This is a genomic window from Streptomyces guryensis (genome assembly GCF_021261325.1).
Lineage (GTDB): Bacteria > Actinomycetota > Actinomycetes > Streptomycetales > Streptomycetaceae > Streptomyces > Streptomyces guryensis.
The window spans coordinates 105,411-120,785 of record NZ_JAJSBI010000025.1 but is presented as its reverse complement, the minus strand read 5'-3'; the positions used below and the strand labels follow the sequence as shown (position 1 = coordinate 120,785).

General features: G+C 68.8%; 11 protein-coding genes and 1 pseudogene. 11 read left to right on the top strand and 1 reads right to left on the bottom strand.

The window, feature by feature from the left end:
- The first annotated feature begins 6 nt into the window (after positions 1–6).
- From LJ657_RS36730 to LJ657_RS36680, 11 genes are all read left to right on the top strand, one after another.
- Positions 7–1,506: a glycoside hydrolase family 43 protein gene (locus tag LJ657_RS36730; protein WP_232653284.1), complete on the top strand. Its 1,500-nt coding sequence runs from the start codon at positions 7–9 to the stop codon at positions 1,504–1,506.
- Positions 1,507–1,539: 33 nt separating this feature from the next.
- A complete protein-coding gene (locus LJ657_RS36725; protein WP_232653261.1) occupies positions 1,540–3,537 on the top strand; it encodes a pectinesterase family protein in 1,998 nt (665 codons plus the stop codon).
- A gap of 68 nt (positions 3,538–3,605) precedes the next feature.
- Positions 3,606–4,949 (top strand): ABC transporter substrate-binding protein, encoded by a 1,344-nt coding sequence (locus LJ657_RS36720; protein WP_232653260.1) that lies wholly within the window; start codon positions 3,606–3,608, stop codon positions 4,947–4,949.
- Between the two features lie 109 nt (positions 4,950–5,058).
- Positions 5,059–5,865 carry a rhamnogalacturonan acetylesterase gene (locus LJ657_RS36715; protein WP_232653259.1) on the top strand — a complete coding sequence of 269 codons (807 nt, stop codon included), beginning with the start codon at positions 5,059–5,061 and terminating at the stop codon, positions 5,863–5,865.
- A gap of 17 nt (positions 5,866–5,882) precedes the next feature.
- A complete protein-coding gene (locus LJ657_RS36710) occupies positions 5,883–7,196 on the top strand; it encodes a pectate lyase family protein (RefSeq protein ID WP_232653258.1) in 1,314 nt (437 codons plus the stop codon).
- A 70-nt stretch (positions 7,197–7,266) separates the two neighbouring features.
- Positions 7,267–8,403 (top strand): pectinesterase family protein, encoded by a 1,137-nt coding sequence (locus LJ657_RS36705; protein ID WP_232653257.1) that lies wholly within the window; start codon positions 7,267–7,269, stop codon positions 8,401–8,403.
- A 1-nt stretch (position 8,404) separates the two neighbouring features.
- Positions 8,405–9,430, top strand: a complete 1,026-nt coding sequence (locus LJ657_RS36700; RefSeq protein ID WP_232653256.1) for a pectinesterase family protein — start codon at positions 8,405–8,407, stop codon at positions 9,428–9,430.
- A gap of 22 nt (positions 9,431–9,452) precedes the next feature.
- Positions 9,453–10,781: a pectate lyase family protein gene (locus tag LJ657_RS36695; protein ID WP_232653255.1), complete on the top strand. Its 1,329-nt coding sequence runs from the start codon at positions 9,453–9,455 to the stop codon at positions 10,779–10,781.
- Positions 10,774–11,928 carry a dienelactone hydrolase family protein gene (locus LJ657_RS36690; protein WP_232653254.1) on the top strand — a complete coding sequence of 385 codons (1,155 nt, stop codon included), beginning with the start codon at positions 10,774–10,776 and terminating at the stop codon, positions 11,926–11,928. Before LJ657_RS36695 ends, LJ657_RS36690 begins: the two co-directional genes overlap by 8 nt.
- A gap of 89 nt (positions 11,929–12,017) precedes the next feature.
- A complete protein-coding gene (locus tag LJ657_RS36685; RefSeq protein WP_232653253.1) occupies positions 12,018–13,130 on the top strand; it encodes a right-handed parallel beta-helix repeat-containing protein in 1,113 nt (370 codons plus the stop codon).
- A 119-nt stretch (positions 13,131–13,249) separates the two neighbouring features.
- Complete coding sequence (locus LJ657_RS36680) at positions 13,250–14,047, top strand: HAD family acid phosphatase (RefSeq protein ID WP_232653252.1); 798 nt, start codon at positions 13,250–13,252, stop codon at positions 14,045–14,047.
- A gap of 34 nt (positions 14,048–14,081) precedes the next feature.
- Here the strand turns inward: LJ657_RS36680 and LJ657_RS36675 are convergent.
- Positions 14,082–15,137 (bottom strand): annotated as a pseudogene (locus LJ657_RS36675) (glycoside hydrolase family 43 protein); the annotation flags it as partial.
- Between the last annotated feature and the right edge of the window lie 238 nt (positions 15,138–15,375).

Sequence of the window (15,375 nt, the reverse complement as noted above, 5' to 3'; positions counted from 1 at the left end):
AACCCGATCCTCGACGCCGACTGGTCCGACCCGGACGTCGTCCGCGTCGGCGACGACTTCTACCTCACCGCCTCCAGCTTCGGCCGCGTCCCCGGCCTGCCCCTCCTGCACTCCCGGGACCTGGTCAACTGGACGCTGGTCGGCCACGCCCTGCAACGCCTCGAACCCGCGGTCGAGTTCAGGACCCCACGCCACGACTGCGGCGTCTGGGCACCCTCGCTGCGCCACCACGACGACCACTTCTGGATCTTCTGGGGCGACCCCGACCAGGGCATCTTCCAGATCAACGCCTCCCAGATACGCGGCCCGTGGACCCGCCCGCACCTGGTGAAGGCCGGCAAGGGGCTCATCGACCCCTGCCCCCTGTGGGACGAGGAGACCGGCGAGGCCTATCTCGTGCATGCCTGGGCCAAGTCCCGCTCCGGCGTCAAGAACCGCCTCACCGGCCACCGGATGCACCCCCAGGGCACCGAACTCCTCGACGAGGGCGAGCTGATCGTCGACGGCGACCGCATCCCCGGCTGGTTCACCCTCGAAGGCCCCAAGCTCTACCGGCACGACGGCTGGTTCTGGATCCTCGCCCCGGCCGGGGGCGTCGAGACCGGCTGGCAGGGCGCCTTCCGCTCGCGCGGCTTCTTCGGGCCGTACGAGGAGAAGATCGTCCTGGAGCAGAAGGACACCCAGGTCAACGGCCCGCACCAGGGCGGCTGGGTGCGCACCCCGTCCGGCGAGGACTGGTTCCTGCACTTCCAGCAGAAGGGCGCCTACGGCAGGGTCGTGCACCTCCAGCCGATGCGCTGGGGCACGGACGGCTGGCCGGTGATCGGCAAGGAGGGCGCCCCCGTCGCCGTACACGACAGGCCCGACCTGCCGCCGCAGCCGCCCGCGGCGCCCGCCACCGACGACGACTTCCCCGGCGGACGCTTCGGCCGCCAGTGGTCCTGGACCGCCAATCCGAAGGACGGCTGGGCCACCCAGCACTCCGGCGACGGGCTCCGGCTGACCTGCGTCCGCTCGGCCGACGCACACGACCTGCGCAGACTCCCGAACGTACTCACGCAGCGGCTGCCCGGTACGCCGTCGGCTGTAGAGGTGGAGCTGAAGCTGCACAGCGAGGAGCCGGGGGCGCGGGCCGGGCTGGCCGTCCTCGGGGACGCGTTCAGCTGGATCGGGCTCCAGCGGGGCGCCGACGGGACGGTCCAGTTCGTGCACCGCTTCGCCGAGGGGGTCGCCGAGCAGGAACGGGACGCCGGCCATCCGCGTCTCGCACCCGAGGGGCGGGTACGGCTGCGGATCGAGATCGGGGCCGGGGCGCGCTGCCGCTTCTCCTACGACCTCGGAGCGGGCCCGCGCCCGTCCGGTCCCGTCTTCGCCGCCACCCCCTGGCGCTGGGTCGGCGCCCTGCTCGGCCTGTTCGCCCTCGCGCCCGTCGGCTCGGGTCACGCCGGCGCGGCAACCTTCACGCACTTCAGGATCGACTCCCTGTCACCCGTCGCACCCGAGTAACCCACCGCACCCGTACGCCTGTTGGGAGCCGCAATGACGCAGCACCTTCATAGCAAGCGCTTGCCAGGACCTGGGGCCGGCAAGGTCCTGGGCGCCGTGCTCGGTTTAGTGGCCGCGTTGAGCCTCGGGGCGGTCGGGCAGGCCAGGGCGGCAGCCCCGGCGAGCGCTCCGGCTCCGGTCCCGTCCGGCGCCGACCGCTTCAGCGACCAGCCGCACGGCTTCGCCTCCCTCGCCGGGGGTACCACCGGCGGCGCGGGCGGCAAGGTCGTGACGGTCACCGACCAGGCCTCACTGGCCAAGTACGCGGCGGCCGAGGACCCGTACATCATCCGGGTCTCGGGATCGATCGCCGTCGAGCCCTTCGGGTCGAACATCATCGTCGGCTCGAACAAGACCATCATCGGCGTCGGCGACTCCGGCGAGATCGTCCACGGGGAGCTCCACCTCGACCCCGGCACGCACAACGTGATCATCCGCAACCTGACGATCCGCGACTCGTACGTCGAGGGCGACTGGGACGGCAAGACGCAGGACTTCGACGCCATCCAGATGGACACCGTCGACCACGTCTGGATCGACCACAACCGCCTCACGCACATGGGCGACGGACTGATCGACCTGCGCAAGGACAGCCAGTACATCACCGTCTCCTACAACCAGTTCAGCAACCACAACAAGGCGTTCGGGATCGGCTGGACGACGAACGTCAAGACGCAGGTCACCATCGACCACAACTGGTTCACCGGCACCAAGCAGCGCAACCCGTCCGCGGACAACTGCGCCTACGCCCACCTCTACAACAACTACCTGTCGGCGCAGGTCTCCGACGGCGACCCGGTGTGGACGTACGGGAACTGGTCGCGCGGCCACACCAAGATGGTCATCGAGAACAGTTACTACGACGGTGTCCAGCACCCCTATCAGGCCGACGCCACCGCCGAGTTGGTGCAGCGCGGATCGATCCTGAAGAACACCACCGGGCGGACCGACGAGTGGGGTGCCGCCTTCGACCCGCGGAGGTTCTACGACTACCGGCTGGACCCGGCCGCCGCCGTGCCGGCGCTGGTGACGAGGTTCTCGGGGCCGCAGAAGCGGATCGGTGTGACCCTGCACGTCCCCGGTGACTATCCGACCGTGCAGGCCGCCGTGGACGCCGTGCCCGACGGGAACACCGCGCCCGTGACCGTCGCCGTCGCGCCCGGCACGTACCGGGCGAAGGTCTACATCCCCGCGACCAGGCCGAACATCGTGCTGCAGGGGACTGGACACGACCGCTCCGACACCGTCATCGTCTACGACACGCCTGCCGAGTACGGCGGTTCGACGGGCAGTGCGACGGTGCGGATCGCCGCGAACGACGTCACCGCCCGCAACCTCACCTTCAGCAACGACTTCGACGAGGCCGCGGTCGAGCTGAACGGCGAGCAGGCCCTCGCCATGAAGACGACCGGTGACCGGATCGTCTTCGAGAACACGGCCTTCCTGGGCAACCAGGACACCCTGATGACCGACAGCCCCAAGCTGACCACCGTCAGCCGGGTCTACATCCGCGACTCGTACATCGAGGGCGACGTCGACTTCGTCTACGGGCGGGCCACGACCGTGATCGAGCGGTCCGTGATCCGGCTGCTGAGCCGGGGCTCCACCACCAACAACGGCTACCTGACCGCCGCTTCGACCTGGACCGGCAACCCGTACGGCTTCCTGATCACCCGGTCGAAGGTGGTGAGCGACGCACCCGAGCAGTCCTTCCACCTCGGGCGGCCGTGGCACCCCGGCGGCGAACCGGCGGCCGTGGCCCAGGTACTGATCCGGGACACCGAGCTGCCGGCCGCGGTCAGGTCCTCGCCGTGGACCGACATGAGCGGGTTCTCCTGGAAGGACGCCCGGTTCGCCGAGTACCGCACCTACGGCCCGGGAGCGGGTGTGACCGCCGACCGGCCGCAGATGAGCGACGCCGACGCGAGGACCCACACCGTCGCCGACTACCTCAAGGGCCACGACAACTGGGCGCCGTACAGCCGTCGTTGATCGGCCTTCCGAAGCAGACCCCCCACAACTTCATATCTCCGCTGGATCCAGAAGAAGAGAGCCGACCAATGAAGAGCAGTATCCGCAACCGCAGAAGCAGGCGCGCGGCCGTCGCCGTCGCCCTGGGCTCCGTGCTCGCGCTGACCGCCACCGCCTGCGGCGACGACGGCAGCGGCAGCGCGGGGGACAAGGGCAACGAGGGCTCCGGCAAAGGCGAGATCACCTTCTGGGACAACAACGGCGGTGTCCGGACCGACATCTGGAAGCAGATCATCGCCGACTTCGAGAAGAAGAACCCGGACATCAAGGTCAACTACGTGGGCATTCCGGCAGCGAGCGCCCAGTCCAAGTACGACACCGCCATCCAGGGCGGCGGCCTGCCCGACGTCGGCGGGGTGGGCACCGCGATGCTCGCCGAGGTCGCGGTCCAGGGCGCGCTGGAGCCGCTGGACAGCCGCCTGGCGAAGAGCTCGCTGAACGGCAAGCTGAGCCAGAACCTGCTGGAGAGCAGCAAGGCAGCGGGTGGCGGCGGCAAGCTGTACCAGATCCCGACCTCGTCCAACAACGGCACGCTGTGGTACCGCACCGACCTGTTCAAGAAAGCCGGTCTGGACGCGCCGACGACCTGGTCGAAGTTCTACGAGGCCGCCGACAGACTCACCGACAAGAGCAAGAACGAGTTCGGGTTCACCATTCGCGGTGGCGAGGGCTCCATTGCGCCGGCGCTGGACGCGTCGTACAGCCAGAGCGGTATCACGTCGTTCTGGAACGGCGACAAGACCACCGTCAACGACCCCAAGAACGTCGCCGCGTTGGAGAAGTACGTCGCGCTCTACAAGAAGGACACCCCTTCCGCCGACGTCAACAACGACTTCACCAAAATGGTCGCCCAGTGGGACAGCGGCACGATCGGGATGCTGAGCCACAACCTCGGTTCGTACCAGGACCACTTGAAGGCTCTGGGCGCGGACAAGTTCCGGGGGCTGCCCAACCCGACGCAGGACAACGGCACACGCGTTCAGATCTCCAATCCGGTCGACGGACTGAGTGTCTTCAAGTCCAGCAAGAACAAGTCGGCTGCCTGGAAGTTCGTCGAGTTCGCCGTCTCGCACGAGGAGAACTCGAAGTTCAACCAGTCCGCGGGGCAGATTCCGGCGAACACGGAAGCCGCGCAGGACGCATGGATCCAGAAGGCCGAGCCCACGAAGCTGGCCGCCGGCGCGCTGAACGGGGCTGCCACCAAGATCGTGCAGTTGCCGTACTACCTGCCGGACTGGAACACGATCTCCAAGGCCGACAACGAGCCGAACCTCCAGAAGGTGCTGCTCGGGAAGATGACGGCGAAGGCGTTCTTGGACTCGCTTGCCGATCAGTTGAACAAGGCGCAGGCGGACTGGAAGAAGAACCACTGAGACCGGGTGGTTTCGAGTGGTGGGGGACTGCCGGTCGGATCGTGGCCGGTCGCGCAGTTCCCCGCGCCCCTAGGGAAGTTTCCCCGACCCCTGTTTGAAAGGCACCGTTGTGTCCCTTACCCGCAGACAGGTCAGCCTGGCGGCTGTTGCCGCCGTTCCTCTCGCCCTCACGGGCATCGGTACCGCACAAGCAGCGCAGCGCCCCCGCACGCTCTACATCGCCGGTGATTCCACCGCGGCCCAGAAATACGCCGACGCCGCTCCCGAGACCGGGTGGGGTATGGCGCTTCCGTTCTTCCTGAACAAAGGCCTGTCCGTCGCCAACCATGCGGTGAATGGGCGCAGTTCGAAGAGTTTCATCGACGAAGGCCGACTCGAAGTCATTCTCGGGCTGATCAAGCCGGGCGACTTCCTCCTCATCCAGTTCGCGCACAACGACGAGAAGAGCGACGACCCCACCCGCTACACCGAGCCCTGGACGACGTACCAGCAGTATCTGCGGCAGTACATCGAGGGAGCGCGGTCGCACGGCGCCCGGCCCGTGCTCGCGACCCCCGTCGAGCGCCGCAGGTTCGACGCGGACGGGAACGCCGTGCCGACTCACGGCGAGTATCCGGCGGCGATGCGCGCGCTCGCCGGGCGGGAGCGGGTGGCGCTGCTCGACATCGAGGCGCTGTCGCTCGCGCTGTGGCAGCGGCTCGGGGTCGAGGAGACGAAGGTCTACTTCAACTGGACCGCCACCGAGCAGGACAACACGCACTTCAATCCGCCGGGTGCCATCGCCGTGGCGCGGCTCGTGGCGCAGGAGTTGCTGCGCACACGGGTGCTCGCGCCGCGGGACGTCATCCGGCTGCACGACGAGATTCCGACGTCCTGGATCACCTGGCCCGAGGCGAGCAGCGCCCCGGTCGCGTAACCAAGGAGAGCCGCACAGTGCGTACACAGAAATGTCATGGACGTGTCATAGCTGCCGTCCTGGGATGCACCGCCCTGGTGCTCGGCGTCACGGGAACCGCCTCCGCCCACGCCCAGGCCCGGGACCTCGGCCGACAGACGCTCGGCGCCAACGACGGCTGGGGCTCCTACGGCACCGGCACCACCGGCGGTGCCGCCGCCGACGCCGCGCATGTCTACACCGTCACCGACTGGGCCGGCTTCAAGGCCGCCCTCGCCGACGGCGGTAGCGCACCGAAGATCATCAGAGTCAAGGGGACGATCGACGCCGACGGCCCGAGCTGTGCCTCCTTCGAGGTACCGGGGTACGACTTCGACACCTATCTGAAGACGTACGACCCCGCGGTCTGGGGCCACGACAAGAACCTGGACGGCGAGCCCGACAACAGCCCCGAGGGCCTGCGCCGCGCCTCCGAGGCCAAGCAGGACGCCTACATCAAGGCCGCCGTGCCCGCCAACACCACCATCATCGGCGTCGGCAAGGACGCCGGCTTCAAGGGCGCCAGCCTGCAGATCAAGGCCGTCGACAATGTCGTCGTCCGGAACCTGACCTTCGAGAGCCCCCTGGACTGCTTCCCGCAGTGGGACCCGACCGACACCGCCGACGGCAACTGGAACTCCGAGTACGACAGCGCGGTGATCTACGGGTCCACGCATGTGTGGATGGACCACAACACGTTCACCGACGGCGACCACCCGGACAGCACACTGCCGTACTACTACGGGCGGATCTTCGAGCAGCACGACGGCGAGCTCGACATCGTCAAGGGCGCCGACTACGTCACGGCCTCCTGGAACGTCTTCGAGGACCACGACAAGACGATCCTGATCGGCAACAGCGACAGCGCCTCGACGGCCGCCGTCGACCGGGGGCATCTGAAGGTCACCTTCCACCACAACCTGTTCTCGAACCTGGTGGAGCGCGCCCCGCGCGTCCGCTTCGGGCAGGTCGACTCGTACAACAACCACTTCGTGGCCAAGGACGGCTTCTCCTACAGCTACGGCATCGGAATGGAGTCCCAACTCGTCGCCGAGCACAACGCGTTCACGCTCCCGGACGGCGTCGAGGCCGGTTCGATCCTGAAGAAGTGGAAGGACTCGCCGCTCACCGCCGACGACAACTACGTCAACGGTGAGCCGACCGATCTGATCGCCGTCCACAACGCCGAAGTGCCCACCGAGATCCTCCGGTCGGGCGCCGGCTGGACGCCGACCCTGCGGACGAAGGTCGATCCGGCCCGGGCGGTCCCCGGGATCGTCGACCACTGCGCGGGCGCAGGCACCCTGCGCTGACGCCCCCCGGCCGGGGCGCCCTGCGCCCCGGCCGCTTCTCCCATGAGCCGCACCGCGAAGGAGCGCCCGCATGCCCTCGCCCTCACTTCACCCTCAACACCCGTTGTCCAGACGGGGTTTCCTCGTAGCGAGCGCGGGGGCCGCCGCCGCGCTCGGACTCGCGTCGACGCCCGCGCGGGCCGACTCGGGGGCGCGCCCGTTCGGCCGGTACGGTTCCCCGGACCGCCGCCTCACGCCCGGCACCCTCTACGTCGACCAGCAGGGCCGCGGCGACTTCACCACCGTCCAGGCCGCCGTGACCGCCGCGAGCGGCACCGGCCGGACGCTCGTCCTCGCCCCCGGTGTCTACCGGGAGACGGTCGCCGTCGACGTCACCCGCACGGAAGCGACCTGGATCGGCGCCTCGGAGGACCCCCGTGACGTCGTCATCGTGTACGACAACGCGGCCGGCACCCCCAAGCCCGGCGGCGGCACCTACGGCACCACCGGCTCCGCCACCACGACCCTGCAGGCGGACGGTTTCACCGCCCGCTGGATCACGTTCGCCAACGACTGGCTGCGCGCCGACCACCCCGACATCACGGGCACACAGGCGGTGGCCGTCAAGGTGCAGGGCGACCGGAGTTCGTTCACCCACTGCCGCTTCCTCGGCCACCAGGACACCCTGTACGCCGACTCGATGGCGCTCGGCACCTTCGCCCGGCAGTACTTCGCGCACTGCTACGTGGAGGGTGACGTCGACTTCGTCTTCGGCCGGGCGACCGCGGTGTACGAGGACTGCCACTTCCGCACCCTGAACCGCACCGACCTGGCCGCCGCCCCGTACGGCTTCGTCTTCGCGCCCTCCACGGCGGTCGCCAACCCGTGCGGCTACCTGGTGACACGCAGCCGCGTGAGCAGCGAAGCACCGGACGCCTACTACAAGCTGGCCCGGCCCTGGGTGCCAGGCTCCGACACCACCGCCCGCCCGATGCTCACCGTCCGGGACACCCGCCTCGGGCCCGGGATCGACGCGGTCGCGCCCTACACCAACATGGCGGACACCTATCCCTGGCAGAACCAGCGGTTCGCCGAGTACCGCAACTGCGGACCCGGCGCCGAGATCACCGTTCCCGAGAACCGCCCTCAACTCACCGACGCACAGGCGCAGTCGGCGACCCGCGAGGTCCACCTCGGCGACTGGAAGCCGTGGAAGGAGGAGTGCTGACATGCACCGACGCACTCTTCTGGCGGGCATCACCGCAGGCCTGGTCACCGCCGGAGCCGGACCCGCCTTCGCGGGCACCCGCCGTCCTGTCCTGCACGTCCGCCCCGGCGACTCCGTGCAGGCAGCCGTGGAAGCGGTGGACGGACCAGGCCACACGATCGTCGTGCACCCGGGGACATACCGCGAGGTCGTCAACATCCCGGCCGACAAGGGCGAGTTGACGATCCGCGGCGCCACCTGCGAGCCACGCGACACCGTCATCGTCTTCGACCACGCGAACGGCACGAAGAAGCCCGACGGCACGACGTACGGGACGCCGGGCTCCGCCACCTTCACCTCCGCGGCCCCCGGACTGACCGTCCTCGACCTGACCCTCGCCAACGACTGGCTGCGCGCCGACCACCCGGACATCACCGGCACCCAGGCCGTGGCCGCGTACGTGACGGGTGACCGGTCGAGCTTCGAGAACGTCCGCCTCCTGGCCCACCAGGACACCCTCTTCGTCGACACGACCGCACTCGACGCCTTCGACCGGCAGTACTTCGCCCACTGCTACGTGGAGGGTGACGTCGACTTCGTCTTCGGCCGGGCGACCGCCGTGTTCGAGGAGTGCCACTTCCACACGCTGCAGAGGGACGTGACCTTCACCCCCAAGGGCATGGTCTTCGCCCCCTCCACCGCCCGCGCCAACCCGCACGGCATCCTCGCCGTACGCTCCCGCATCACCTCCGGCGCCGAGGACGGGGCGTACAAGCTGGCCCGGCCCTGGGTCCCGTCGTACGAGACCACCGCGTGGCCGTCCCTCGTCGTCCGGGACACCCGGATCGGGTCCGGCATCGACCCGGTCACGCCCTACGTCAACATGCGGGACGCCTACCCCTGGCAGACGATGCGGTTCAGGGAGTACGGCAACACGGGCCCGGGAGCGGTGATCACGGTTCCGGAGAACCGGCCTCAACTCGCCCCGAACGAGGTTCGGCTGCACACCCGTGAGGTGTATCTCGGCGACTGGCGGCCCCGTGCGTAGGCGCTCCGCTGGTCGTGCCGCGATGGGGCGCCGGTCGACTGCGGGTCCGTCGTGGCTGATCGCGCCGTTCCCCGCGCCCCTCAAGAGCGCGGTCGTCGCCCTGCTTGCGGGCGCGTGGCTGCTCCTACCGCCGACGGTGGCTGCCTCCGCTGCGGAGCGCGGCGCCGTCGGGTGGGCCTCGACCGACGGCGGTACCACCGGCGGCGCGGGCGGCGCGACCCGCACGGTGCACACCCGTGCCGAACTGAAGGAGGCGCTGGCGGGTGACGGTGACCCCACCGCACCCAAGGTGATCCGGGTCGCCGGGACCGTCGACGGCCACGAGGCGGACGACGGTTCCACGCTCGGCGAGCAGGACTACGCCCCCGGATACGACCTGGGCAGGTACATGTCCTGCTTCGGGCCGGACGGCACCACCTGGTCCGACACCCGCCACGACTACTGCAGGCAGCAACGCGGGCTGCGGCAGAGCGGCTCGGCGAGGGAGAAGGCGCAGATCCAGCTCACCGTGCCGAGCAACACCACCCTCGTCGGTGTCGGGAAGGACGCGCGGCTGCTCGGGGTCTTCCTGACCGTCAACACCGGCACGGACATCGTCATCCGCAACCTGCGCCTCGAAGCGCCCGTCGACCACTTCACCACCTGGTCGCCCAACGACGGGCCGCAGGGCAACTGGAACGCACGCTTCGACGCGATGACCGTGATCACCGGCCGGCACATCTGGGTCGACCACTGCACCTTCACCGACGGCCGCTTCCCCGACCGCGAGGCGCCCCTCGGCTTCCACGGCGAGCACGTCCAACGGCACGACGGGCTGCTGGACATCGAAGACGGCTCCGACTTCATCACCGTCTCCGACAGCCGGTTCGACGACCACGACAAGGCACTCCTCATCGGATCGGGCGACGGGCGAGGGGAGCGCGACCGCGGGCACCTCAGGGTCACCTTCGCCCGGAACCTCTTCACCGACATCGTGCAGCGCGGGCCGCGCGTCCGCTTCGGGCAGGTGCACGTCGTCAACAACGTCTACCGGGGCCGGGCGGCCGCCACCCTGTACGCCCTCGGCGCCGGCGTGGAGTCCGCGATCTTCTCCGAGCGCAACGTCTTCGCCTACCCGCGCGGTGAGCCGTCCCTCGCGGTCGCGAACTACGGGGGCGAGCACTTCCACGACACCGGCTCCTGGTTCGACGGCCGGCCCGCACGCCTGGACGCGGTGGCGAGCGGCATCGGCCTGACGGACGACGTGGGGTGGGCCCCCGTAGACGTCTACTCCTACCGGCCGCTGACGACCGCTTCCGCCGTGCAGCGGTACGTCCTGCGGCACGCGGGCGCCGGGAGGCCATATGCCTGAGCCGCTGAACCGCCGCACCTTCGTGACGGGAGCCGCCGCGGCCGCGTTCCTCGGCGGAACCCCGCAGGCCGCAGGGGCCGCCGGCCTCGTCGACGACAACCTCCCCGACTTCCACCAGGCCCTCAAGGACGGGCTCGGCTTCCCCCTCGCCTGGGGGACTTCCCCCGTCCGCGACTTCCGGGCCTGGCGCCGCACCGCCCGCGCCAAGGTCGAGGAGCATCTCCTCCTCGCACGGCAGGACGGGACACCGTACGCGCCCGAGTTCGGTGAAAGCAGTCAAGGGGACGGTTTCACAAGGGAGTTGGTGACTCTTTCCCTCACGCGCTACGACCGTGTCCGCGCCGCTTTGCTGACCCCGCACGGCACCGGACCCTTCCCCGCGGTCGTCCTCCTGCACGACCACGGAGCCAGGTTCGACATCGGGAAGGAGAAACTCGTCCGGCCCTGGTACGACGACACCCGCCTCGCCTCCGCGCAGGCCTGGGCCGACAAGTACTTCAGCGGCCGCTTCGTCGGCGACGAACTGGCCCGCCGCGGCCATGTGGTGTTGTGCGCCGACGCGCTCGGATGGGGCGACCGCGGTCCGGTCGCCTACGACCAGCAGCAGGCCCTCGCCTCCAACTTCTACAACCTCGGCTCCTCCCTCGCCGGGCTCATGGCCCGCGAGGACGCCCGGGCCGCCGGGTTCCTGGCCGGCCTCGACCGCGTGGACGCGCGCCGGGTCGCGGCCGTCGGGTTCTCCATGGGCGCCTACCGCGCCTGGCAGACGGCCGCGCTGACCGACGACATCGCGGCGGTCGCCTCCGTCTGCTGGATGACCGGCCTGAAGGACATGATGGTGCCCGGCAACAACACGCTGCGCGGGCAGTCCTCGTACTACATGCTCCATCCCGGGCTGTCCCGGTCCCTCGACTTCCCCGACGTGGCGAGCATCGGCGCACCCCGGCCGATGCTGTTCTTCAACGGCGGGCTCGACCCGCTCTTCCCCGCCGACGGCGTCCGCACGGCTCACGAGAAGCTGCGCGCCGTCTGGCGCTCCCGCCACGCCGAGGAGCGGTTGCACCTCAGGACCTGGCCCGACCTCGGCCATGTCTTCGTCGACCGTATGCAGGACGAGGTCTTCAGCTGGCTCGACACCGTCCTGTGAACCACCGTCCTGTGAACCATCACCCCACCCGCACGAGAACCCGCACCAGAACCCGCACGAGAACCCGCACGAGAAAGGAACCGCTCTCCATGTCTCGTCGTACCGCACTCGCCACCGCGGCCGCCCTGGCCCTGGGCGCCGGACTCGCCGCCCTCCCCACCCAGGCCCAGGCCGCGACCGTGGTCGTCAGCAACTCGACCGACCTGTCCAACGCCATCAAGAACGCCACCGCAGGCACGGTCATCCAGGTCCGCGGCGGCACCTACTACCCGACGGCCACCCTGCAGTCCACGGCCAACGGCACCTCCTCCTCGCCGGTCACGCTCACCGCCTACGGCTCGGAGACGGTCAAGATCGACGGCTCGTCGCTCCCGTCCGGCTCCTGGATCTTCAAGCTGACCGCGGACTACTGGAACGTCTCCGACATCACCTTCCAGAACTCCCCGGACAGCGCCGTCGTCTGCCAGTCCTGCACCGGCACCAACTGGAACAACATCAAGACCATCAACGGTGGCGACTCCGGCTTCACGCTCACCGGCGACGGCACGGTCAACAACACCGTGAAGAACCTGGACAGTTACGGCAACTACGACGCCGCCGACCACGGCCAGAACGCGGACGGCGTCGCCATCAAGTTCGGCTCCGGCACCGGCAACCTGGTCACCGGAGCGCGCCTCTACAACAACTCGGACGACGGCATCGACCTCTGGTCCTTCTCCTCACCCGTCACCATCGAGCACACCTGGTCCTTCGGCAACGGCGTCAACCGCTGGGGCGACTCCGCCTTCGAGGGCAACGGCAACGGCTTCAAGCTCGGCGGCAACGGCGTGACGGTCGCCCATGTCGTCAACAACTCGGCCGCCTGGGGCAACGCGGGCAACGGCTTCACCGAGAACTCCAACACCGGCTCGATCACCGTCAACCGCACCACCGCCTACGCCAACTCCAAGTGGGGCTACTACTTCGCCACCAGCTCGGCGAAACTCGGCAAGAACCTCGCCGTGAGCAACGGCAGCGGCTCGGTCACCAGGGGTTCCTCGGTCACCTCGTCCGGCAACAACTGGGACTCCGGGATCTCGACACCGGCCTTCAGGTCGACGGACGCCTCCACGACGTACAACGCCCGCAGCTCCAGCGGCACCCTGCCCGCGACGACGTTCCTGACGACGGGGAGCACGACGATCGGGGCGACGATGAACTGAGCGATACCGATCCGGAACCGTCCCGTCCAGTGCGCTTGACCCGTTTTTTGCCTGCGGAAGAGGTATCGATCAGGCAACGGGTCTCGCGCCCACGGGGGTGACGCGCGTAGAAACCTGTCATGCATAAGCCACTGCGTATCGCGGCGATCGCCGCAGCGTGTGCCCTGACCGGCGGTGTCCTCTACGGCGCCGGTGCGGCCACGGCCGGTCAGTCCACGGCCAACTCCACCCACGAGCCCTACAACATCGGGCTCCTCGTGAAGGACATCGACACCTACTACGGCACCACCGCCGACGCCAACGGCGTATACCAGGCGTCTTCGGACAGCCCGTATGCCAAGGACCTGGCGCGGCTCGACTCGGCCGCCCGGAAGTACATCAACCAGGCCGCCCGCAAGGCGCACCACCGGGGCGAGAAGCCCGCGGTCATGTTCGACATCGACGACACGCTGCTGCTCAGCCTCGACTACGAGAAGCGGTACAACTACACGTACAACGGCACCACCTGGGCCGACTACGTGAACAAGGCCGACCGCCCGGGCGTGTTCGGCAGCGCCGAGCTGGTCCGGTACGCCGAGTCCAAGGGCGTCGAGGTCTTCTACAACTCGGGTCTGAGCGAGGCGCAGCGCACCGCAGCCGTCGAGAACCTGAAGAAGATCGGCGCCGATGTGAACCTCGACGCCGACCACATGTTCCTCAAGGACAAGGCGAACCCGCCGGCCTACCTGAGCGCCTGCGCCACGCCGGGCACCTGGACCTGCACGACCGTGCAGTACAAGTCCGGCACCCGCAAGCACATCGAGGACGACCTCGGGTACGAGATCGTCGCCAACTTCGGCGACCAGTACTCGGACCTGGACGGCGGCTACGCCGACCGCACGTACAAGCTGCCGAACCCGACGTACTTCGTCGGCTGAGCCGCACGAGGATCCCGTGTCCCGTCGTTCAGGCGGCGGGATACGCGGCCAGCAGCCGGTCGTACTCGGCCCGCGTCACCGGCATCACGGTTCCGTGCCGCGGGCTGGCCGGCAGCTGGTAGTCCGCGGACATCGTCCACTTGCCGGAGTCCAGGTCGGTGGTCTCGAAGGGGACGTAGCCGCGCTCGCCGTACTCGTCGATGAAGAGGTACCACTTCTTCTCGGTGTTGGACTTGAAGACCGTGGGCCCCTCGCCGCGGTCGATCGAGCCGCTGCCGATGCAGTCGGAGACGAAGTCGTACCTGGTCGACGTGAGGGTCTTCGACTTCTCGCCGGTGATGAACTTCGAGCACGGGGAGCTGGAGGACGGGTCGCGCTCGTCCTTGGTGTAGCGGTAGTAGGTGCCCTGGTACTTCACGACGGTCGAGTCGATCACCGAGTAGCCCGGGTCGTCCCAGACCTTCGCCTTGCTGAAGGTGCGGAAGTCCTTGGTCGTCGCGTACAGCATCTTGTTGTACGTCGACCCCGTGTGGTCGGGGTCGTCGGCGGCGTACAGCTTCGACGCCCAGAAGACCACGTATTCATGCAGCGCGTCGTCCCAGTACGCCTCCGGGGCCCAGGTGTTGCCCGCGTTGTCGGGGGCCACCTTGACCAGGCGCTGGTTGGTCCAGTGGACCAGGTCGGTGGAGTCCCAGATCATGATCGACTTGCTGCCGTGCCGCTGGACGTAGTCCCAACTGCCGCTGCTGTTCTGGTACATCCGCAGGTCGGTGGCGATGAGGTAGAACTTGTCGCCCTTGGGGGAGCGCATCACGAACGGGTCGCGCAGGCCCTTCTCGCCGATCGTCGACGTCAGGACCGGCTTGCCCTGGTTCAGCTCGCGCCAGTGCAGCGGGTCGTTGCCGCGGCTGAGGGCGTAGCGGATCTGCTCGCCGTCCGCGGTGCCCTCGCCGGTGAAGTAGGCGAAGAGATAACCGGCGTACCTGGGGTGCTTCACGGGTGGGGCTCCTGAGTGCGCGGTGCTGGGCGGCGCGGTGAACAGGCCGAGGAGGAGAGCGAGGCAGGCGACGAGCACGACTCTGGGGCGCATGGGCAGTCCTGTCGGAGTGTGGGGGTTTCTGTTGGAGATGCGGCGCCCTCGGAGTGTCATCAGTGGTAAACGGCACGTCAACAGGTGAGCGGGGGACGGGAGTCAGCGAAAGTTTCGCTGGTTTTCGAGAGGGCGCGGCAACCTCTTCCGGCCACGGCGGCGACTGGGTTTCACGGCTGGTCGCGTCCGCGCGGCGGAGCCGCATATCGATACAGCCCCGCGCCCCTACAGGGCGCAA

Coding starts and splice junctions, on each gene's coding strand:
- LJ657_RS36725 (WP_232653261.1), top strand. CDS start 1,540: ATGACGCAGCACCTTCATAGCAAGCGCTTGCCAGGACCTGGGGCCGGC.
- LJ657_RS36720 (WP_232653260.1), top strand. CDS start 3,606: ATGAAGAGCAGTATCCGCAACCGCAGAAGCAGGCGCGCGGCCGTCGCC.
- LJ657_RS36705 (WP_232653257.1), top strand. CDS start 7,267: ATGCCCTCGCCCTCACTTCACCCTCAACACCCGTTGTCCAGACGGGGT.
- LJ657_RS36700 (WP_232653256.1), top strand. CDS start 8,405: ATGCACCGACGCACTCTTCTGGCGGGCATCACCGCAGGCCTGGTCACC.
- LJ657_RS36695 (WP_232653255.1), top strand. CDS start 9,453: ATGGGGCGCCGGTCGACTGCGGGTCCGTCGTGGCTGATCGCGCCGTTC.
- LJ657_RS36690 (WP_232653254.1), top strand. CDS start 10,774: ATGCCTGAGCCGCTGAACCGCCGCACCTTCGTGACGGGAGCCGCCGCG.
- LJ657_RS36685 (WP_232653253.1), top strand. CDS start 12,018: ATGTCTCGTCGTACCGCACTCGCCACCGCGGCCGCCCTGGCCCTGGGC.
- LJ657_RS36680 (WP_232653252.1), top strand. CDS start 13,250: ATGCATAAGCCACTGCGTATCGCGGCGATCGCCGCAGCGTGTGCCCTG.